This is a genomic window from Pseudomonas sp. BF-RE-21, from assembly GCF_019947305.1.
GTDB lineage: Bacteria > Pseudomonadota > Gammaproteobacteria > Pseudomonadales > Pseudomonadaceae > Aquipseudomonas > Aquipseudomonas migulae.
Genome location: NZ_JAGYGF010000015.1, coordinates 39,479 through 59,721, shown reverse-complemented (window position 1 = coordinate 59,721; position 20,243 = coordinate 39,479). Strand labels below are relative to the sequence as shown.

At 60.7% G+C, this 20,243-nt stretch carries 17 protein-coding genes; 11 read left to right on the top strand and 6 right to left on the bottom strand.

Annotated features, from left to right (window positions below):
- The first annotated feature begins 36 nt into the window (after positions 1 to 36).
- The 8 genes from prmA (at position 37) to KGB25_RS12970 (ending at position 10,416) form a co-directional block, all read left to right on the top strand.
- A complete protein-coding gene (gene prmA, locus KGB25_RS13005) occupies positions 37 to 915 on the top strand; it encodes a 50S ribosomal protein L11 methyltransferase (protein ID WP_008031261.1) in 879 nt (292 codons plus the stop codon).
- A 30-nt stretch (positions 916 to 945) separates the two neighbouring features.
- Complete coding sequence (locus KGB25_RS13000) at positions 946 to 2,196, top strand: DUF3426 domain-containing protein (protein ID WP_223435119.1); 1,251 nt, start codon at positions 946 to 948, stop codon at positions 2,194 to 2,196.
- A 185-nt stretch (positions 2,197 to 2,381) separates the two neighbouring features.
- Positions 2,382 to 3,392 carry a tRNA dihydrouridine synthase DusB gene (gene dusB, locus KGB25_RS12995; protein ID WP_008031257.1) on the top strand — a complete coding sequence of 337 codons (1,011 nt, stop codon included), beginning with the start codon at positions 2,382 to 2,384 and terminating at the stop codon, positions 3,390 to 3,392.
- Positions 3,389 to 3,709, top strand: a complete 321-nt coding sequence (gene fis, locus KGB25_RS12990) for a DNA-binding transcriptional regulator Fis (protein WP_007907419.1) — start codon at positions 3,389 to 3,391, stop codon at positions 3,707 to 3,709. Before dusB ends, fis begins: the two co-directional genes overlap by 4 nt.
- 81 nt (positions 3,710 to 3,790) lie before the next feature.
- Positions 3,791 to 5,398 carry a bifunctional phosphoribosylaminoimidazolecarboxamide formyltransferase/IMP cyclohydrolase gene (purH, locus tag KGB25_RS12985; protein ID WP_223435118.1) on the top strand — a complete coding sequence of 536 codons (1,608 nt, stop codon included), beginning with the start codon at positions 3,791 to 3,793 and terminating at the stop codon, positions 5,396 to 5,398.
- Positions 5,399 to 5,582: 184 nt separating this feature from the next.
- The gene (gene purD, locus KGB25_RS12980; protein ID WP_008038723.1) at positions 5,583 to 6,878 is read left to right on the top strand and encodes a phosphoribosylamine--glycine ligase; all 1,296 of its coding nucleotides are present in this window, start codon (positions 5,583 to 5,585) and stop codon (positions 6,876 to 6,878) included.
- A 99-nt stretch (positions 6,879 to 6,977) separates the two neighbouring features.
- Positions 6,978 to 9,755, top strand: coding sequence for a hybrid sensor histidine kinase/response regulator (locus tag KGB25_RS12975; protein ID WP_207284765.1), 2,778 nt, complete (start codon positions 6,978 to 6,980; stop codon positions 9,753 to 9,755).
- 64 nt (positions 9,756 to 9,819) lie between these two features.
- Positions 9,820 to 10,416 carry a MarC family protein gene (locus KGB25_RS12970; RefSeq protein ID WP_008031249.1) on the top strand — a complete coding sequence of 199 codons (597 nt, stop codon included), beginning with the start codon at positions 9,820 to 9,822 and terminating at the stop codon, positions 10,414 to 10,416.
- Positions 10,417 to 10,462: 46 nt separating this feature from the next.
- On the opposite strand, the gene KGB25_RS12965 is transcribed toward KGB25_RS12970, so the two are convergent.
- The 6 genes from KGB25_RS12965 to KGB25_RS12940 form a co-directional block, all read right to left on the bottom strand.
- Complete coding sequence (locus KGB25_RS12965; protein WP_223435117.1) at positions 10,463 to 11,254, bottom strand: hypothetical protein; 792 nt, start codon at positions 11,252 to 11,254, stop codon at positions 10,463 to 10,465.
- A 415-nt stretch (positions 11,255 to 11,669) separates the two neighbouring features.
- Entirely contained in the window at positions 11,670 to 13,373 is a 1,704-nt protein-coding gene (cobJ, locus tag KGB25_RS12960; protein ID WP_223435116.1) for a precorrin-3B C(17)-methyltransferase, read from the bottom strand.
- A complete protein-coding gene (locus KGB25_RS12955) occupies positions 13,373 to 14,104 on the bottom strand; it encodes a precorrin-2 C(20)-methyltransferase (RefSeq protein WP_032828913.1) in 732 nt (243 codons plus the stop codon). The genes cobJ and KGB25_RS12955 overlap by 1 nt, the downstream gene beginning before the upstream one ends.
- Positions 14,104 to 14,730, bottom strand: a complete 627-nt coding sequence (locus tag KGB25_RS12950) for a precorrin-8X methylmutase (protein WP_008038718.1) — start codon at positions 14,728 to 14,730, stop codon at positions 14,104 to 14,106. The genes KGB25_RS12955 and KGB25_RS12950 overlap by 1 nt, the downstream gene beginning before the upstream one ends.
- A complete protein-coding gene (gene cobG / locus KGB25_RS12945) occupies positions 14,723 to 16,030 on the bottom strand; it encodes a precorrin-3B synthase (protein ID WP_223435115.1) in 1,308 nt (435 codons plus the stop codon). Before cobG ends, KGB25_RS12950 begins: the two co-directional genes overlap by 8 nt.
- A gap of 145 nt (positions 16,031 to 16,175) precedes the next feature.
- Complete coding sequence (locus KGB25_RS12940) at positions 16,176 to 16,928, bottom strand: hypothetical protein (RefSeq protein ID WP_223435114.1); 753 nt, start codon at positions 16,926 to 16,928, stop codon at positions 16,176 to 16,178.
- Positions 16,929 to 17,096: 168 nt separating this feature from the next.
- On the opposite strand from KGB25_RS12940, the gene cbiE reads away from it, so the two are divergent.
- From cbiE to KGB25_RS12925, 3 genes are read left to right on the top strand one after another with little or no spacing between them, the layout of a single operon-like run.
- The gene (gene cbiE, locus KGB25_RS12935) at positions 17,097 to 18,308 is read left to right on the top strand and encodes a precorrin-6y C5,15-methyltransferase (decarboxylating) subunit CbiE (protein ID WP_223435113.1); all 1,212 of its coding nucleotides are present in this window, start codon (positions 17,097 to 17,099) and stop codon (positions 18,306 to 18,308) included.
- Complete coding sequence (locus KGB25_RS12930) at positions 18,301 to 19,398, top strand: cobalt-precorrin-5B (C(1))-methyltransferase (RefSeq protein WP_223435112.1); 1,098 nt, start codon at positions 18,301 to 18,303, stop codon at positions 19,396 to 19,398. The genes cbiE and KGB25_RS12930 overlap by 8 nt, the downstream gene beginning before the upstream one ends.
- Positions 19,395 to 20,123, top strand: coding sequence for a cobalt-precorrin-6A reductase (locus KGB25_RS12925; protein ID WP_223435111.1), 729 nt, complete (start codon positions 19,395 to 19,397; stop codon positions 20,121 to 20,123). The genes KGB25_RS12930 and KGB25_RS12925 overlap by 4 nt, the downstream gene beginning before the upstream one ends.
- Positions 20,124 to 20,243 lie beyond the last annotated feature (120 nt).

Sequence of the window (20,243 nt, the reverse complement as noted above, 5' to 3'; positions counted from 1 at the left end):
CTAGGCTGCAATCAATATTTTTCAAAGGTGCCCGCCATGCCTTGGCTGCAAGTCCGTCTCGCCATCAGCCCAGAACAAGCCGAAACCTACGAAGACGCTTTCCTTGAAGTGGGCGCCGTGTCGGTGACTTTCATGGACGCCGAAGACCAGCCGATCTTCGAACCGGAACTCAACACCACCCCGCTGTGGTCGCACACGCACCTGCTGGCCCTGTTCGAAGGCGGCACCGAAGCCGCTTCGGTCCTGGCGCATCTGGAGCTGCTGACCGGCAGCCCGCTGCCCGAGCATCACAGCGAAGTCATCGAAGACCAGGACTGGGAACGCAGCTGGATGGACGATTTCCAGCCAATGCGCTTCGGCCAACGCCTGTGGATCGTGCCGAGCTGGCACGCCGCGCCTGAACCCGACGCCGTGAACATTCTGCTGGACCCGGGCCTCGCGTTCGGCACCGGCACGCACCCGACCACCGCGCTGTGCCTGGAATGGCTCGACGGTCAGGACCTGAAAGACTGCAACGTGCTGGACTTCGGTTGCGGCTCGGGGATCCTGGCGATTGCCGCCCTGCTGCTCGGCGCCAAGGAAGCCGTCGGCACTGACATCGACGTGCAGGCGCTGGAAGCCTCGCGCGACAACGCCGGTCGCAACAACATCGCCGATGCGCTCTTCCCGCTGTATCTGCCGGAAGATCTGCCACAGGTTAAGGCCGACGTGCTGGTGGCCAACATCCTCGCAGGCCCGCTGGTCTCCCTCGCACCGCAACTGTCGAGCCTGGTCAAGCCGGGTGGTCGCCTGGCGCTGTCGGGCATCCTCGCCGAGCAAGGTGATGAAGTAGCCGCCGCCTACGCGCAGGACTTCGATCTGGACCCGATCGCCAATCGCGATGGCTGGGTGCGCATCACTGGCCGTCGGCGCTAGAATGAGCGCCTGCATAATCCGGATCGCCGCATGACCGACAGCTTCGTCACCCAGTGCCCGCATTGCCAAACCAGCTTCCGCGTCAGCCATGCTCAGTTGAGCGTGGCCCGTGGAGTGGTTCGTTGCGGCTCGTGCCTGCAGGTGTTCAACGCCGCCAAGCAACTGCTTGAGCAGGCAGGCAAGGAAGTGATCCCCCCGGCGGCTCCGGCCATCGTCGAGACAGCCGAGCCAGAACCTCGGGCCATCAGCCAGAAGCAGTGGACTGCCGCCGAACTGGACCTGGACAGCCTGGACCTGGATGAAGAACTCGCTCGACTGGAACAGCGGGAAATCCAGCCGACCACCGAATTCGGCCGCCACCGCGAAGACAGCCTGAGCGCCCGCCGCGATAGCGCCGAGCACGACGAAGAGCCGTGGTCCGACAGCCTGTTCAGCGAATCCGCTGCCGATCGCGCCGAAGCGGCGGAAGCGGCAGAAGCTGCCGAAGTCCCCCTCACGCCGGAGCCGGCGATCGAGCCGAGCAAACCTTCGCGCACCGAGCCCTCGCTGTCCCTGGAACCCGTGGAACTGGACGACGAGCCTCTGCCGCCGCAACTGCGCCTGAACGATCCACTCGACGCCCCGCTCCATCACGAACGCCTGTCAGCGACCGACGCCAGTGACGATATCGACGACGACCTGCCTTCGATCGAGCCGCTGCGCAAACGCCGTGAACGCAGCGAACCGGGCGTACGTGCCGAGGTGCTGCAAGACCTGACCGATGACCCGTTGCAACTTGACTGGCAAAAACGCCGCTCGCCCTGGGGCCGACGGTTTTTCTGGTTGCTGCTGATCCTGCTCGGCGCTGGCGCACTCGCGGGTCAATACATCGCTTACCATTTTGACGAACTGGCTCGTCAGGATCAGTACCGTCCGTGGTTCCAGCAGTTCTGCCCGCAAATCGGCTGCACCGTGCCGTCAAAAGTCGACATCGCGAAAATCAAGAGCAGCAACCTGGTGGTACGCAGCCATCCGGAATTCAATGGCGCGCTGGTGGTCGACGCGATCATCTACAACCGCGCGCCCTTCTCCCAGCCGTTCCCGTTGCTGGAGCTGCGCTTTGCCGACCTCAACGGTCACCTGATCGCCAGCCGCCGCTTCAAGCCTGGCGAGTACCTCAACGGCGATCTCGAAGGCATGGCGGAAATGCCGCCGCAAACGCCGATCCACATCGCCCTGGACATCCTCGACCCAGGCGCCAAAGCCGTGAACTACAGCCTGAGCTTTCACTCACCCGAGTGAAACGCTTCAGTGTTACGGGTTTGACGGCACATTTCTGGCAGAGACCGCTCATACCAAACTGCTGGCAATAACAGAATAACTGTTCAGATTTTGTTCAATTCAGCCTTTATCCAGTCATCGAGAGCGGGTATCATGCCAACCCTTTTTCGAACTCTCATGATCCGGCCCCACAACTGGAAAGTCCTATGTCGGCGGTACGCATCGGTCCATACACATTGCACAACGGCTTGATTCTCGCCCCTATGGCGGGTGTCACCGACCAACCCTTTCGTCAGCTGTGCAAGCGACTGGGCGCAGGACTTGTAGTCTCGGAAATGGTCACCAGCGACATGAGTTTGTGGAACACCCGCAAATCGCGCATGCGCATGATCCACGAAGGTGATCCCGAGCCACGCTCGGTGCAGATCGCCGGTGGTGATGCACAGATGCTGGCGGATGCGGCCAGGGCCAACGTCGAACTGGGCGCACAGATTATTGATATCAACATGGGCTGTCCGGCAAAGAAGGTCTGCAACAAGGCCGCCGGTTCCGCATTGTTGAAGGATGAAGCACTGGTGACCGAGATCTTGCAGGCCGTGGTGGCTGCGGTTGATGTGCCGGTTACCTTGAAGATCCGTACCGGCTGGGACCGGGACAACAAGAACGGTCTGACGGTGGCGAAGATCGCCGAGCAGGCAGGCATTACGGCGTTGGCGGTCCATGGCCGCACCCGTGCCGATCTGTACACCGGTGAAGCCGAGTACGACACCATTGCCGCGATCAAGCAGGCGGTGTCGATGCCGGTCTTCGCCAATGGCGACATCGATTCGCCGGAAAAGGCCCGCTACGTGCTCGACGCGACCGGTGCCGATGGACTGTTGGTTGGACGGGCTGCCCAGGGGCGGCCATGGATTTTTCGCGAGATCGACCATTTCCTGCGTACCGGCGAGAAACTCCCGGCGCTGGACCTGATCGAGGTGGAACGCATTCTGCTAGAGCATCTGGCCGCACTGCACGTCTTCTATGGAGATGTCATGGGTGTCCGGATCGCTCGGAAGCATGTGGGCTGGTATCTCGCAACCTTGCCGGGCGCCAGGGAGTTTCGCGCCCACTTCAATCGTTTGGAAGATACGGAAGCACAATGCGCCAACGTTCAGGGCTTCTTCGCCGAACGTTACAAGAGCCTGACAGGGGACGGAGAAGAGGTGGCCGCATGACGATGATGACCGAGACTTTAGTGAGTGGAACAACACCCGTGAGCGACAACGTGAATTTGAAACAGCACCTCAATACGCCGAGCGAAGAAGGCCAGACCCTTCGCGGGAGTGTCGAGAAGGCGCTGCACAATTATTTCGCCCACCTTGAGGGCGCTGCCGTCACGGATGTGTACAACCTGGTGCTCTCCGAAGTCGAGGCGCCCCTGCTCGAGTGCGTGATGAACTACGTCAAGGGTAACCAGACCAAGGCCAGCGAGCTGCTCGGGCTGAACCGAGGCACCCTGCGCAAGAAACTCAAGCAGTACGATTTGCTGTAAGCATTCAATCAAACCAGAAAGGCGCCCGCGTAAAAACGGTCGCCTTTTTTGCTGACTCCTTTGCTTTTGATGGAAATTGAAATGACCGACCAGACTACCCGCCTGCCGATCCGCCGCGCCTTGATCAGCGTTTCCGACAAGACCGGGATCCTCGAATTCGCCAAAGAGCTTGAAGCCCTGGGCGTCGAGATCCTCTCCACCGGCGGAACGTTCAAGCTGCTGCGAGACAACGGCGTTGCCGCAGTGGAAGTCGCGGATTACACCGGTTTCGCAGAAATGATGGACGGTCGGGTGAAAACCCTGCACCCGAAAATCCACGGCGGGATCCTCGGTCGTCGTGGTATCGACGACGCGATCATGAACGAACACGGCATCAAGCCGATCGATCTGGTGGCCGTCAACCTGTACCCGTTCGAAGCCACCATCAACAAGCCAGGCTGTGACCTGCCGACCGCCATCGAGAACATCGACATCGGCGGCCCGACCATGGTCCGTTCCGCGGCAAAAAACCATAAAGACGTGGCCATCGTGGTGAATGCCAGCGACTACGCCAACGTGCTGGAAAGCCTGAAGGCCGGCGGCCTGACCTACGCTCAGCGTTTCGACCTGATGCTCAAGGCCTTCGAACACACCGCTGCCTACGACGGCATGATCGCCAACTACATGGGCACCGTGAACCAGGCCGCTGACACCCTCTCGACCTCCGGTCGCAGCGAGTTCCCGCGCACCTTCAACAGCCAGTTCATCAAGGCTCAGGAAATGCGCTACGGCGAGAACCCACACCAGAGCGCGGCGTTCTACGTTGAAGCCAAGCCTGCCGAAGTCGGTATCGCCACCGCGACCCAACTGCAAGGCAAGGAGCTGTCCTACAACAACGTGGCCGACACCGACGCCGCGCTGGAATGTGTGAAGAGCTTCGTCAAGCCGGCCTGCGTGATCGTCAAGCACGCCAACCCGTGTGGTGTTGCCGTGAGCCCGGACGCCGAAGGCGGCATCCGTCAGGCCTACGAACTGGCCTACGCCACCGACACTGAATCCGCGTTCGGCGGCATCATCGCCTTCAACCGCGAGCTGGATGCCGAGACCGCCAAGGCGATCGTCGAGCGTCAGTTCGTCGAAGTGATCATTGCCCCGAGCGTCAGCGAAGAAGCCCGCGCCATCGTCGCGGCAAAAGCCAACGTGCGCCTGCTGGCCTGCGGCGAGTGGTCGGCTGACCGCGCGGCTGCCTGGGACTACAAACGCGTCAACGGTGGCCTGCTGGTGCAGAGCCGCGACATCGGCATGATCAGCGCCGATGACCTGAAAGTCGTGACCAAGCGTGCACCGACCGAACAGGAAATCCACGACCTGATCTTCGCCTGGAAAGTCGCCAAGTACGTCAAGTCCAACGCCATCGTCTACGCCAAGAACCGCCAGACCATCGGTGTCGGCGCTGGCCAGATGAGCCGCGTGAACTCCGCGCGCATTGCCGCGATCAAGGCTGAACATGCCGGCTTGCAGGTGGCGGGTTCGGTCATGGCATCCGACGCGTTCTTCCCGTTCCGCGACGGCCTGGACAACGCGGCCAAGGTCGGCATCACTGCGGTGATCCAGCCAGGCGGTTCGATGCGTGACAACGAAGTGATTGCAGCAGCTGATGAAGCCGGCATCGCCATGGTGTTCACCGGCATGCGCCACTTCCGTCACTGATCCAGCTCTTGTTGGAGCGAGGCTTGCCCGCGAAGAGAACGCCGCGGTGCAACTGCAATACCGAGGTGATGCCTTCGCGGGCAAGCCTCGCTCCTACAGGGTCAGCGCAGCAGCTAATGCCGCGCACCGTTAGCCAGACAGCTCAGGCTACTCAACAGAATTAGCGTCATCCGAGGTTTTTGAAATGAATGTTTTGATCATTGGCAGCGGTGGCCGTGAACACGCCCTGGCCTGGAAAGTGGCTCAGGATCCGCGCGTGCAGAAAGTTTTCGTGGCTCCGGGCAACGCCGGCACCGCCATTGAAGCCAAGTGCGAAAACGTCGCTATCGATGTGCTCGCACTGGAGCAACTCGCCGACTTCGCCGAGAAAAACGTTTCCCTGACCATCGTCGGTCCGGAAGTGCCGCTGGTTGCCGGCGTCGTCGACCTGTTCCGCTCCCGTGGCCTGGACTGCTTCGGTCCGACCGCTGGCGCCGCGCAGCTGGAAGGTTCGAAAGCCTTCACCAAGGATTTCCTGGCACGCCACAAGATCCCGACCGCCGACTACCAGAACTTCACCGAGATCGAGCCAGCCCTGGCTTATCTGCGTGAAAAAGGCGCACCGATCGTGATCAAGGCCGATGGCCTGGCCGCCGGTAAAGGCGTGATCGTTGCCATGACACTGGCCGAAGCCGAAGACGCCGTGCGCGACATGCTCGCGGGTAACGCGTTTGGCGAAGCCGGTTCGCGCGTGGTCATCGAAGAATTCCTGGACGGCGAAGAAGCCAGCTTCATCGTCATGGTCGACGGCAAGAACGTCCTGCCGATGGCCACCAGCCAGGACCACAAACGCGTCGGCGACGGCGATACCGGCCCGAACACTGGCGGCATGGGTGCTTACTCCCCTGCACCAGTCGTCACCAGCGAAGTGCACAAGCGCGTCATGGACCTGGTGATCTGGCCGACCGTGCGCGGCATGGCCGAGGAAGGCAATGTTTACACGGGCTTCCTCTACGCTGGCCTGATGATCGACAAGGCTGGTAACCCAAAAGTCATCGAATTCAACTGCCGTTTCGGCGACCCTGAGACCCAACCGGTTATGCTGCGCTTGCAGTCGAGCCTGGTGTTGCTGGTCGAGGCGGCCCTGGCGCAAGCGCTGGACAAGGTCGAAGCCCAATGGGATCCACGTCCGAGCGTCGGTATTGTTTTGGCGGCAGGCGGCTATCCTGGCGACTACGCTAAAGGCGTCGCCATCAACGGTCTGGATGCAGCCGCAGCGCTGGAAGGCAAAGTCTTCCACGCCGGTACTGCGCTCAAGGACGGTCAAGTGGTGACGGCCGGCGGTCGGGTGCTTTGCGCCACTGCCATGGGTGCCAGCGTCGACGCTGCCCAGCAGCAGGCTTACAAGCTGGCCGCGAAGATTGACTGGGAAGGCTGCTTCTATCGCAAGGACATTGGCTACCGTGCCATTGCCCGTGAGCGTGGCGAAAATCAGGAATAAGCGATCCATTCGGCAGGGCTTGGGATTCAGGCCCTTGCCGGACTATTCCGGCGCCGCGCATAGTTATATTCTGGCATCAACCTACGAAGGGATTTCGCCGTGCGCTGGCTCAGGATTGCCATAGGTTTCACAGTCACGCTGCTGACGCTGCTCTGCATGCTTTCGGCCCAGGCCGCGCAAGGCAGTGGCTGGGCGCTATTGCTTGACGAACAGGGCGACCTGCAACTCAGCGACATCCGTTCCGCTCGTTTCACCAATCAATTCAGCCCCATCGAACTCGAACGCCTCACCGCGGCCGAGCCCGGTGGCGCACTCTGGCTACGCTTCAGGCTCGCACCCGGCAAGCATGAGCAGTTGCTGCGGGTGTTCGCTCCCGACCTGTCGCACCTCAATCTTTATGTGCTGGACGGCGACAAGCTGATCGAGCAATTGAACACCGGCACCGAACAGCCTCAGGCAGAACGGCCGTTACCCAACAGCGACTTCATGTTGCCGTTGCCGCAAAGCGACAAACCCCTCGACGTCTACCTGCGCCTGGTGTCCGACCACCAGATGCGGCCTTACATCACCCTGCAATCGGCAATCATGACCGCAGCCAATCAGAGCCAGACGCTGATTTACGGTCTGCTGTTCGGCTGCATCGGGATGCTGATCCTGCACAACCTGATCCGTTACGCTTACACCCGCTCGCGCAGCAGCCTGTGGCTGGCAGGTTGTGAAGCGCTGCTGATGATCAGCCTGGCGCTGCTGCTGAATCTCGCGGGCCCATGGCTGTCGGACTGGCATGCGGTGCAAACCCCGGGCGCTTACCTCGCCCTGCTGCTGACCGCACCGTGCGGGCTGATGTTCGCCTACCGTTTCTTCGCCCCGCTCGGCCCGCACCCGCTGAACAAGCTGCTGCTGGGCGACATCCTGTTCATTGTGGCTTGCGGTCTGCTGCTGTTGTTCGTCAACACGCTGCCGCTGAACATCATCACCTACGCGCTGGTCGCCCTCGCGGGCCTCACCATGTTGTTCGTCAGCGCCTGGCACTGGCAAAAAGGCTATCGCCCGGCCCGACTGTTCGTGGCCGCCATGGTGGTGTTCAACGTCGGCACGCTGATTATCCTGCCGGCGCTGCTGGGCCTGACGCTGGTAGAACCGCAAGGCCTGATCATTGCCCTGCTGGTGTTCATTTGCATCAGCGGCCTGTTGATGAGCATTGCCCTGAGCGAACGCCAGCGCAGCATCACCGAAGACCGTTTCAGCGTCAGCCGCGATCTGGCCGCCAGCAACGCCGAGATCAATGCCAAGGCCGAATTCCTGGCGAAGATCAGTCATGAAATCCGTACCCCGATGAATGGCGTACTGGGCATGACCGAACTGTTGTTGGGCACGCCACTCTCGGTCAAGCAGCGCGATTATGTGCAAACCATTCACAGCGCCGGCAACGAACTGCTGACCCTGATCAACGAGATTCTCGACATCTCCAAGCTCGAATCCGGGCAGATCGAGCTCGACGATGTGCAGTTCGATCTCAATGCGCTGATCGAAGACTGCCTGAGTATCTTCCGCGCCAAGGCCGAACAGCAGAACGTCGAGCTGATCAGTTTTATCCAGCCACAAGTGCCGCGGGTCATCAGCGGTGACCCGACGCGCCTGCGCCAGACGCTGCTGAGCCTGCTGGAAAACGCCCTGAAGAAAACCGACGAAGGCGAGATCCTGATTGTCGTCGCCCTCGACGAGCGCACGGCCAAACCGCGTTTGCGCATTGCCGTACAAGACAGCGGCGAGCCGATGGATGCCGAAGAACGCGACGCGCTGATGCACGCCGAACTGCACAGCAAGAACTTCCTCTCGACCACCCGCCTGGGCGGCAACCTGGGGCTGGTGATCGCCCGTCAGTTGATTCGCCTGATGCAAGGGGAGTTCGGCATCAAGAGCGGCGCCAGCCAGGGCAGCACCTTATGGCTGACCTTGCCGCTGGACCCCGACCGCCTCGAACACCCGACGTCCGACCTCGATGGCCCGCTGCAGGGCGCACGGGTATTGGTGGTGGACGACAACGACACTTGCCGCAAGGTACTGGTGCAGCAGTGCAGTGCCTGGGGCCTGAATGTCAGTGCGGTGCCGTCCGGCAAGGAAGCCCTGGCGCTGCTTCGCACCAAGGCTCACCTGCGCGATTACTTCGATGTGGTCCTGCTGGACCAGAACATGCCCGGCATGACCGGCATGCAACTGGCGGCCAAGATCAAGGAAGACCCGAGCCTGAACCACGACATCCTGCTGATCATGCTCACGGGCATCAGTAATGCGCCGAGCAAGATCATCGCGCGCAACTCCGGGATCAAACGCATCCTCGCCAAACCGGTGGCCGGCTACACCCTGAAGACCACGCTGGCGGATGAACTGAATCAACGCAACAAGGGCCTCGCGGTATCGCAGTTCCCATCCACCGGCCCGACCCTGCCGGTCAAGGTTCCCAGCGACTTCCGCATTCTGGTGGCCGAAGACAACAGCATCTCGACCAAGGTGATTCGCGGCATGCTGGGCAAACTCAACCTGCAACCGGACACCGCCAGCAATGGCGAAGAAGCCTTGCAGGCAATGAAAGCCCAACGTTACGACCTGGTGCTGATGGATTGTGAAATGCCGATCCTCGACGGTTTCTCGGCCACCCAGCAATTGCGTGCCTGGGAAGTTGGCAACCAGCGGATTCGCACCCCCGTGGTGGCATTGACCGCACACATCCTCGCCGAGCATAAAGAGCGCGCACGTCAGGCTGGCATGGACGGCCACATGGCCAAACCGGTCGAGCTGTCGCAGTTGCGCGAGCTGATCGAACATTGGGTTGCCCAGCGCGATCAGCAGCAACGGACGGCAACACAACCGTCCTGAGCCGACAGACCCTGCAACGCCTGATAGACTCCCCCACGACTTCTCTCGCCAGTGAGCCTGCATCATGCTCCACGTGTTGTTCAGCGTTTACCTGAAGATGCTGGTGCTCTACAGCCCGTTCTTCGTGTTGTCCTGTTTCATCAGCCTGACCCGCGGTTATTCGCGCAAGGAACAACGGCGGCTGGCCTGGAAAGTGGCAACGGCCACACTGATTTCCAGTGTCTTGCTGTACTTGTTCGGACGGTACATTTTCAGTGTTTTCGGCATTACCGTGGATGCGTTCCGCATCGGTGCCGGCAGCGTACTGTTTATCTCGGCACTGGGCATGGCCCAAGGCAAGTCGGCGGTCCAGACCGATAACGTGCAGCAGGACGTCACCATCGTCCCGCTGACCATCCCCCTGACCGTCGGCCCCGGCACCATCGGCGCCTTGCTGGTGATGGGCGTGAGCCAGCCCCACTGGGATGACAAGCTCACCGCCATCCTCAGCATTGCCCTGGCCAGCTTTACCGTCGGTGTGGTGCTTTACCTGTCGAACCGCATCGAACGCATTCTCGGCGACCAGGGCTTGCAGATTGTCAGTCGCCTGATGGGGTTGTTTGTGTGTGCACTGGCGGCGCAGATCATTTTCACCGGTGTGAAAGGGTATCTGGTGCCGTAGGACGATGGAATGCCAGAGGCTTGATGCCTCTGGCAACCCGGTTCTTTTAAACAGGCGAAAACTCCATGAACACAGCCTCGCGAAGATCGTCGAGGTATTTGATGCACTCAGCCTCTTTGCGCAAGTCCTCCTCATGAATGGTAAAGAGCGCTTTACCTTGATACATCTCAACGTCAGAGCTGTTCCATTCGACAAAAATAACTTTGGTATTGTTGACCGATGAGTCGTAACGCACTGTGCCTACGGCCATCGTAACTTCAGCGTCTTCGTCTTGTTTGCACACAGACACACAGAAGTTCGCACCACTGGATTCGACAGCATGACGTTCAAATAGCTTGACCGCATCAGGTTGCTTTTTCAGCGCCTCAATGGTTTTTTCCGCTACAACTTTCAACGCGCCCCCAGCAGAACCCGCAACGCCACCGGCGACAGAATAAACAATATCCAGCGCAACATTATCCATCGTCAACTTGGCAGTACTTGACTTGTACTGAGTGAACGCACTGTGATACTCAGTCCAGCCCGTGGCAAACAGCAATTTTTTAAAGCACTCGTAGCGAGCAACCTTCTCTGCCTTCCCCGGAAATAGAAGTTTTGAGGCAATATCGGCATAGGCGTAGGTGTTTTTTACAATGCGTTTGTTACGCCTCGACATCCCCTCCAGAAAACCAACGATGCCACTGCCCATGATGGCGGCATTCAATTCATCCCGATCAATCGGCAACTTTACTGCAGAGCGCGCCTGGATTTTCGGACCGGCAAGTTCAAGTTTGACTCGACATTGCTCAAGACATTGATCGAAATATAAACTGGCTTCTGCTTCATTCATTTTATTCATCTTATAAACCTTAAATTCAAATATATATAAAAGCCGAACTGGCTCCGTCGAAAAACTATCGCACCCACCCGACAGATTCAACAGCGCCCGAACTTATAAAAAAACAACAAAACAACCTGAAAATATCGAGATGTAACGAACCATAATTAATTACAACAAATCAATAAAAACCAAATAACAGTAAAACCCAATAGATCCGCACACGCCTGCACGCCCCATTAAAAAACAAGAACTCAACTTACGCAGAAAGGTAAATAATCCGACTCACCAAAAGCGCTAGAAGATAAATACCCTCTATTCATTCAGGAATTAACCTACACCCTACGGCGAATGTTTTTTACGACAGCGCAAAGAAAAAGCCACGGCAAATCGAGTGCAAACCCGGCCGTGGCTTTTTTTAGCGAAGCGCAACGCTTCAGGTGGCAGGCTTTTCTCCATACCAACGCGGCGTGTACACCCAGTCACCACCCCCCATACGCGAAAACACGCAGGTCGTAGACGAACCCACCAGGACCATGGTGCGCATATCCACCTGGTCCGGGGTCAACTGGCCAAGCGTCGTCACTCGCAGTGTCTGTCCTGGGCGACCGATGTCACGCCCCAACACCACCGGCGTCGCAGGTGTGCGGTATCGCGCGACGATCTCCAGCGCCCGGCCAAGTTGCCATGGACGGGACCGTGAAATCGGGTTGTAGAACGCCAGGGCGAGGTCGGCCTGTGATGCAAGGTCCAGACGCTTCTCGATGATCTCCCAAGGCTTGAGGTTGTCCGACAGCGACAGCACACAGAAGTCATGCCCCAGCGGCGCACCGGCCTGAGCAGCCGTCGCCAGTGAAGCAGAAACCCCCGGCAGAATTTCCAGATCGACGTTGTGCCACGCGGCATCGCTGGACTCGTGAAGTGCTTCGAGCACCGCAGCCGCCATGGCGAACACTCCCGGATCACCGGAAGAAACCACCACCACCGACCGTCCTTGCGCCGCCAGTTCAAATGCGTGGCGCGCACGCTGCATCTCTTCGCGGTTGTCGGTGCAATGCATGACTTGATCCGCACGGAACGGGCCGGCCATGCGCACATAGGTTTCGTAACCGAGCACATCATTGGCGCGCGCCAGTTCGGCCTTGACCGCCGGCACCATCAGCTCGGCAGCACCAGGGCCAAGACCGATCACCGCCAGACGACCGCGAGGACGCCCGATCGACAATGGGTCCAGAGGTTGCTCGGCCACTGCGATAGCAAGGGTGTCGTCGCCGAAGATCTTCACAGACTGACCGAGGGCGTTGCGTGCCAGCTCACTGACTGCGCCGACATCGTTGCCAAAACGCAGCGGCACACCCAGCTCAAGCGCCGCTTCACGCAGCGCCGCACTCGACATTTCGCTATCGGCGGCCAGCAGACAGGCCACCGATTGCAGGGCGATTTTTGCCTGATGCAACGCCTCGCGAATCGCACTCGGCAAATCAGCCACGCCGGTACCGACGGCCACCAACACGTTGCGCGGATAGATCAACAGCTCGTTGGCCGCCGGCGCACGCTCGGCATGACCGACGTGAACGGCCAGCCGCGCCTGCGGGTCCTCGGGCAACTGCGCCTGCGCCAACCACGGGGCCGCGCCTTCGATGCGCACCGTTTCACCGGCCAGCAAATCGGAAACGAAGCGCTTGCCCAGTTCCAGATCGCCCAGGGCATAACCGCTGGGTGGATTGAGCAGGCAGGTGCCGAAGCGCAATTCGCCACTGGTGGTGATCGCCGCCGCGACGTCCAGTGCAGCCGCAATTTCTCGCGCCAGCACGTTCACGCCGCCCAGACCGCCCAGCAACGGCACCACTGCGCTGCCGTCTTCAGCAACGGCCAGCACCGGTGGTTCGGCGCCCTTTTCCAGCAGCAACGGCGCCAGGGTGCGAATCACGATGCCAGCGGCGCACAGGGCAATGATCGGCGTGTCCTGCTGATAGAACTCACGCAGGGTCGCGCCGAACTCGTGATAGATGCGGTCCGCGCCCTCGACCCGCTCGGCCAGACCGTGGATCAAGGCGCCCGGGTACACCTGCTGAATCTTGCGTGCGGTCGAGAGGCTGCCATTGCCGAGAATGACAATCGCCGGAACTGGACGAGTCATCAGCCTTGCCACCTTTCACCTGGAACGATGATCAGCGAGAAGTACGGCGAGGACATTGGCTCGACCTGATCCAGCGGCACGATTTTCTGATTGGCCATGGTCGCGCGCTCTACGTACAACGCACGTTCTGCCAACCCGAGTTCTTCCAGCACCTGACGGACTTTGGGAAAGTTGCGCCCCAGCTTCATAATCACCGCCGCATCAGCATCGGCGAGACGCCGCTTGAGGTCGTCGTGCGGCAACACGCCGGACAGCACCGACAGGCTTTGATTGCGATACACCAACGGCGCGCCAAGTACCGAAGCGCCGCCGAGCATCGAACAGACACCGGGCACGACTTCGGCCTCATATCGCTCGGCCAGACGATCGTGCAGGTACATGTAGGAACCGTAGAAGAACGGATCGCCTTCGCAGATCACCGCCACGTCTCGGCCCGCATCCAGGTGCGCGGCGAGTTCTTCGCCGGCCGCATCGTAGAAATCGCTGATCACCTCTTCATAGGACAGCGGTGCCGGCAAGGCTTCGGTGGTCACCGGATACACCAGCGGCAGCAGGGTCTGAGCGTCCTGCAAATGCGCTTCGATGATGCCGAAGGCGTTGCCCTTTTTGCCCTTGGCAACGAAGTACGCCACCACCGGCGATTCGCGCAGCAGGCGCAGGGCCTTGACGGTAATCAGTTCCGGATCACCGGGGCCGACGCCGAGGCCGATCAAACGTCCAGGTTGCTGCATCATTCGATCTCCGTGGCGAGGGCATTGACGGCGGCGGCTGCCATGGCGCTACCGCCCAGCCGGCCTTGCATGATGACAAACGGCACACCGCGACTGTCGGCGGCGAGTGCGGCCTTGGATTCGGCGGCACCGACGAAGCCCACAGGGAAGCCAAGGATCAGCGCCGGTTTCGGCGCCCCGGCGTCGAGCATTTCCAGCAGATAAAACAGTGCGGTCGGCGCGTTGCCAATCACCACCACGCTACCTTCCAGGTGCGGGCGCCACAGTTCCAGCGCGGCGGCGGAACGGGTGTTGCCCAGTTCACGGGCAAGCTCCGGAACGCTTTCATCGCGCAGGGTGCAGATGACTTCATTGTTCGCCGGCAAACGCGTGCGGGTCACGCCTTCGGAGACCATCCGCGCATCACACAGGATCGGTGCACCGGCGGCCAAAGCATCGCGCCCGGCCTTGCCCGCGCCTTCCGAAAATTGCAGGCCGTCAATCGCATCGACCATGCCGCAGGCGTGTATCACCCGCACCGCGAGTTTTTCCAGATCGGCCGGGATTCGCTCGAGGTTGGCCTCGGCACGAATGATCGCGAAGGAGTTGCGATAGATCTCCTGACCGTCGCGGATGTAATCAAGCATCAAGGGGGCTCCGTGAGCGGGCGTCGAGCAAGGCGTCGACCGCTTCAATAGTAAGGTTGCGTGCGTGCAGGGCGCCGAAACCCGGCTGCCCCGCTTCGCGAAAATAGAGGTCGTAATGACCGGGGGTGACGGCCAGCAAAGTGACCGGCGCACTGTGCGCGGCGGCACAGGAACGCGGGCAACCGCTCAGATGCACGCTCAGCAGCTGACCATGGCGTTGCAGCAATGCGGCCAGTTGCAGAGCGTCCTGCTTGGTATCGGCCAGGCCCTTGGCGCAGCCCGTCGAACCAGTGCAGGCAATCAACCGCGACAAGGCCTGACCGGCATCGCAGACCAGGCCCAACGCGTGCAGGCGGCGGATGACTTCATCGGCGTTGTCGTGGTGAATGTTCGGCAACAACAGGCTTTGCCATGGCGTGAACCGCAGCGTTGCATCGCCGTATTCCTGCGCCAGTCGAGCGGCGCCCCGAAGCATGGTGCTATCGAGTCGTCCGAGAGGCGGCACGCCCCCGACATAGACATGACCGGCTTGCGCCTGCGGGTGCGCGCCAATGTGCAGCACCTCGTTACTGACTGAACGTTGCCAGATGCTAACGGGCTGGAAAGGCAGTCGCTCGGCGAGGCGAGCGAGAAATTCGGCTTGAGGGACGTCGACCAGCAAGTGGCGCATCCGCGTGTGTTCAGGTCCCGCCAGTTCCAGGAAAAGCTCCAGCACGGCGACCACCAGCGCGTGGCCATCTTCCAGTGGAACACGACCGGCCGGTTGATCGGTGGGGCATCCCGCCAGACCGAAAGCCAGCCATCGCTCGCCCTCTCGCTCGACCGCGGACAACCACAGATCGTGGGGGTGTTCGAGCATCGCCAGGCGTTCACCGCCATCCAGTTGCACGGCGAATTTGGCGCTGAGGTCGTGAAAGCGTTCTTGCCCTTGCAGGGTGGCGAGGATCTGTGCGGCCAATTCACGCGTGTCGAACAGCATCTGCCGATCGATACCCGCGCTCGGGCTCAGCATCAGATTACGTACATCGTCGCCCGCCGCATGCGAAGGGCCAAGGCCTGCGGCGAGCAGACTTTCGATCAACGCTTCCTGCTCTTTGACGATGCCGCGAATCTGCAGGTTGGCCCGGTTAGTGGCCTCGATCACTGAGCCGGCATAACGCTGCGCACCTTCGGCGACAGCATTGGCCTGCTCGGAAGTGAGGGTGCCGCCCGCCAGTTTTATCCGGCAGATACCGCCGTCTCTGGCCTGGACGATACGCAGCAGCCCCGGACAGGCCGAGGGGCGTAAAGCGCGGGACATAGGGAGTTCGTTCAAAGGGATGACCGGATCTGAAGTGGGAGCGCCCCCCGTCGGAGGCGAGCGGTATTATGCCTGCTTTGCCGCGCGGCATCATAAGACCACGTGTCGCATTTGCTCCGACCTTGAATCCATCAGGCGGCCTCCCTCACAGGCGCTCTGAATAAAACTCGAAAATGGCGTCAGCGATCCGGTCGAGCCGATCGTTCAACTCCGGGCGGACTTTATCGAAGCGTGCCCTGTTCAGGGTCAAAGGAGCGGCTCGATGCGTGAGCGTCACGTTGCCCTCCTTCCAGTCCCAAAACAGGAAATCTTCCCGCTGCACCAGCGCCCGAAGCGAAAAGTCATTCAGGTCCAGTGATAACTTCCCTTGTTTGTCGTATTCAGCGGGGGCAATGGAAAACTCCCTGCCACGCAGACTTTCGGTGGCCAATGACCAAAGCGCCGACGAATTAGCCAACAATGAATCAAACATGTCTTTTGCAACTATCACCATCTGACTATTAACAGCGGCAATTCTGTTCAAATAAATCTGAGTTACTTTTCCTGCAAAGTGACTGTAACTTTTCTCGACAACCCTGCGTTCGTCAATTTCCCAACCCAAGTCCCATAACACCACGGCAAACAAGGAAAACCAGCCTTGCGGATCTGTGTCCCTATTGCGCTGCTGACTCGCATACCACTGCGCATAACGCACGCTGGAGTTGACGTCACGCTTGTCCTGACGCGACACGCCTCTGGCCGTGCTGACCAGGTTGCCGCCCAATAGCGACCCGGCAGCGCCTTGCTGATCCTGAGAGGCGTAAAGTCGAGAGTTCTTTGTTTGCCGTGGCGCGAAGTCTCGGTTGAACGCATCGGAATAAGCCATCAAGTCCAGGCTCCCTGTTTTATCAATAACCATAGTCAATTCCTTTCAACCATTATCAAATGAGTGCATGAATATTCAAACTACATAACTTAACTACGATCAGCTACAGACTAATCAAACCAACTTAAAACATTCTATTACTCGCCTCCGCGTCTGCCGCGTTATCATGTGCCGCTTTATGCAGATGAATAGAGATCACACATGGCACGCTGGCTGACCGTGACAGGCATTGGTGAAGACGGCTTCAAGGGTTTGGGCAGGAATGCCCGGCATGCGTTGCTGGCTGCCTCGAAGATCTTCGGCAGTCAGCGGCAACTGGACCTGCTGCCGCCCTGCATCCGTGGCGAACGCAAACTCTGGCCGACGCCGTTCTCCCTCGATGCGTTGTTGGCCTTGCGGGGTGAGCCGGTGTGCGTGCTGGCCAGCGGCGATCCGATGTTCTTCGGTGTCGGCGCCAGCCTCGCCCGGCAATTGCCCAGCGCGGAAATGCTGATCCTGCCGGCGCCCTCTTCCTGCTCTCTGGCGGCCGCGCGAATGGGCTGGCCGTTGCAGGATGTGGTCACGCTGTCGGTGGTCGCTCGCCCGGTCGCGGCGCTTAACGCGCAGTTGTTCAGCGGTGTTCGCTTGTTGGTGCTCAGCAACGACGGGCAAAGCCCCGCCGCAATAGCGGCGTTGTTGCGTGAACGTGGTTTCGGGCCGAGTCGCCTGAGCGTGCTGGAACATTTGGGTGGCGAGGCCGAGCGACGCATCGACGGTGTCGCCAACGACTGGGCCGACCCGGTAATCGCCGACCTCAACCTGATCGCCATCGAATGCATCGCCGCCCCCGACACGCCGCGCCTTTCGCGACTGGCCGGCCTGCCGGATTCGGCGTTCAGGCACGACGGTCAACTGACCAAGCGCGATGTGCGTGCAATCACCCTCGCGCGCCTGGCCCCGGTTCCCGGTGAACTGTTGTGGGACGTCGGCGCCGGCAGCGGTTCGATCGGCATCGAGTGGATGCGCGCCCATCCGGGTTGCCGGGCGCTGGCGATCGAGGCCGATGAAGGTCGGCAACTGTTGATCGAGCACAACCGCGACGCGCTCGGCGTGCCCGGCCTGCAATTGGTTCGCGGCAGTGCGCCGCAAGCCCTCACAGGTCTGGAGCGCCCGGACGCGATCTTCATCGGTGGCGGCGTCACCCGCGAAGGTGTGCTGGACACTTGCTGGGCAGGGCTCAAACCCGGTGGCCGACTGATCGCCAACGCGGTCACGCTACAAAGTGAAATGACCCTGATGGCCTGGCGCGAGCAACACGGCGGCGAGCTGACGCGTATCCATATCGCCCAGGCGCAACCGCTGGGCGATTTCGATACCTGGCGCCAGGCCTTGCCGATTACTTTGCTGGACGTGGTCAAACCTTTCGATGCGTGACGAAACCGCCGAACAACCCGCACCGCTGCGTAGCGGCCTGACCACCGGCAGCTGCGCCACCGCCACCAGCCTGGCGGCCGCTCGATTGCTGCTCGGCGGAACGAGTGCAGACGCCGTGGACATCGTCCTGCCCAAAGGCAAGCGCGTGCAGATGCGCCTGGAATTCTGCCGGTTGCTGGATGACGGCGCCGAAGCTGGAACGATCAAGGATGCCGGTGACGATCCGGACGTGACCCACGGCGCGCTGCTCTATTCCCAAGTGCGCCTGAGCGCAGAACCGGGCATTCGTTTCTGTGCCGGTCGTGGTGTCGGCACCGTCACCCGACCGGGCCTGGTGCTGGGTGTCGGCGAGCCGGCGATCAACCCGGTGCCGCGCAAGATGATCAGCGATCACTTGACCTCGCTCGCGCAAGAGCTCGATTACCCCGGCGGTTTCGAAGTCACGGTAAACGTCGAGGGCGGCGAGGCGCTGGCGTTGAAAACCATGAACCCACGGCTGGGCATTCTCGGTGGCCTGTCGATTCTCGGCACCAGCGGTATCGTCCGGCCGTTTTCCTGTGCGGCGTACATTGCCTCGATCCATCAGGGCATCGACGTGGCGAAAACCAACGGTTACCTGCACATCGCCGCGTGCACCGGCAACGCCAGCGAAGACACCATGCGCCGAGTCTACGACCTGCCGGAAATCGCCCTGATCGAAATGGGCGACTTCGTCGGTGCGGTGCTCAAACACCTGCGCAAAGTGCCGGTGGCCAAACTCAGCATTTGTGGTGGTTTCGGCAAGATCAGCAAACTGGCGGCCGGGCACATGGATCTGCACAGTCGGCATTCGAGCATCGACCTGCCGCAACTGGCCGAATGGGCCGCAGCGGTCGGCGCGGATGAAGCGTTGCAGCAGGCAATGCGTGAAGCCAACACCAGTCAACAGGCCTTGGCCATGGCCAGCGCCGCCGGCATCGCGCTCGGCGACGCGGTATGCCGGCACGCACTGGATTTTGCCCGCAGTGTGGTGCCGGCGCAGGTTCAGGTCGAAGTGTTTGCCATCGATCGACAAGGCGGGATTGTCGGCCACGCAGGAGCTTTTCAATGAAACGCCTATTGCTGCTCGGCGGCGTGACGGAAGCGCTGGCCATCGCCCGCACGCTGGGGCCGGAACACATCTACAGCCTGGCCGGCGTCGGTCGTGTGCCGACCGATCTGACCTGTCGGGTTCGCGTTGGCGGGTATGGCGGCGCGGATGGCCTGGCGCAATTCATCCGCGACGAAGGGATCGATCTGCTGCTGGACGCGACGCATCCCTACGCCGCGCAAATCAGCCAGAACGCCGCGACCGCCGCGCGAATGTCCGGCGTTCCCTGCTGGGCACTGCGCCGCCCGGCCTGGCAACCACAAGCCGGGGATGACTGGCGCGAAGTCAGTGACTGGGCCGAATTGATCGAAGCACTCAAACCGTTCCGCCGACCACTGTTCACCCTCGGCCGCGAACCCTTGCAACACCTGCATGAAATCCCTGCGCAGCAATTCTGGACGCTGCGCGCCCTGGACGTTTATCCGGGCAACGAGCGCTGCGAAGTGATCGGCGCACGCGGGCCGTTTCTGATCGAGGATGAACGTGAGTTGTTCGAGCGCCGGCAGATCGATGTGCTGATCAGCAAAAACAGCGGCAGCACCGCCACCGAGCCGAAACTCGAAGTGGCGCGGGAGCGTGGGGTGCCGGTGCTGGTGTTGAAGCGGCCGGTGTTGCCGGGGGTGGAGCGGGAGTTTGGGAGTGTGGGTGAACTGCTAAGTGCCTTATCTGTGTCGGACCTTTCCTAACACCTGCATAGACTTGTCATTTTGCCCGCAACACTCTAGGAAAGAGCCGACTGTACCTCCTATAGCCCCAATCCTATATTCGCATTCCTTAAATCCTATCAAGCACAACGACTCGATTCT

What these genes read in the sequence shown, in the direction of transcription:
- prmA (WP_008031261.1), top strand. Translation starts at nt 37, where the DNA reads ATGCCTTGGCTGCAAGTCCGTCTCGCCATCAGCCCAGAACAAGCCGAA.
- KGB25_RS13000 (WP_223435119.1), top strand. Translation starts at nt 946, where the DNA reads ATGACCGACAGCTTCGTCACCCAGTGCCCGCATTGCCAAACCAGCTTC.
- dusB (WP_008031257.1), top strand. Translation starts at nt 2,382, where the DNA reads ATGTCGGCGGTACGCATCGGTCCATACACATTGCACAACGGCTTGATT.
- fis (WP_007907419.1), top strand. Translation starts at nt 3,389, where the DNA reads ATGACGATGATGACCGAGACTTTAGTGAGTGGAACAACACCCGTGAGC.
- purH (WP_223435118.1), top strand. Translation starts at nt 3,791, where the DNA reads ATGACCGACCAGACTACCCGCCTGCCGATCCGCCGCGCCTTGATCAGC.
- purD (WP_008038723.1), top strand. Translation starts at nt 5,583, where the DNA reads ATGAATGTTTTGATCATTGGCAGCGGTGGCCGTGAACACGCCCTGGCC.
- KGB25_RS12970 (WP_008031249.1), top strand. Translation starts at nt 9,820, where the DNA reads ATGCTCCACGTGTTGTTCAGCGTTTACCTGAAGATGCTGGTGCTCTAC.
- KGB25_RS12965 (WP_223435117.1), bottom strand. Translation starts at nt 11,254, where the DNA reads ATGAATAAAATGAATGAAGCAGAAGCCAGTTTATATTTCGATCAATGT.
- cobJ (WP_223435116.1), bottom strand. Translation starts at nt 13,373, where the DNA reads ATGACTCGTCCAGTTCCGGCGATTGTCATTCTCGGCAATGGCAGCCTC.
- KGB25_RS12955 (WP_032828913.1), bottom strand. Translation starts at nt 14,104, where the DNA reads ATGCAGCAACCTGGACGTTTGATCGGCCTCGGCGTCGGCCCCGGTGAT.
- KGB25_RS12950 (WP_008038718.1), bottom strand. Translation starts at nt 14,730, where the DNA reads ATGCTTGATTACATCCGCGACGGTCAGGAGATCTATCGCAACTCCTTC.
- cobG (WP_223435115.1), bottom strand. Translation starts at nt 16,030, where the DNA reads ATGTCCCGCGCTTTACGCCCCTCGGCCTGTCCGGGGCTGCTGCGTATC.
- KGB25_RS12940 (WP_223435114.1), bottom strand. Translation starts at nt 16,928, where the DNA reads ATGGTTATTGATAAAACAGGGAGCCTGGACTTGATGGCTTATTCCGAT.
- cbiE (WP_223435113.1), top strand. Translation starts at nt 17,097, where the DNA reads ATGGCACGCTGGCTGACCGTGACAGGCATTGGTGAAGACGGCTTCAAG.
- KGB25_RS12930 (WP_223435112.1), top strand. Translation starts at nt 18,301, where the DNA reads ATGCGTGACGAAACCGCCGAACAACCCGCACCGCTGCGTAGCGGCCTG.
- KGB25_RS12925 (WP_223435111.1), top strand. Translation starts at nt 19,395, where the DNA reads ATGAAACGCCTATTGCTGCTCGGCGGCGTGACGGAAGCGCTGGCCATC.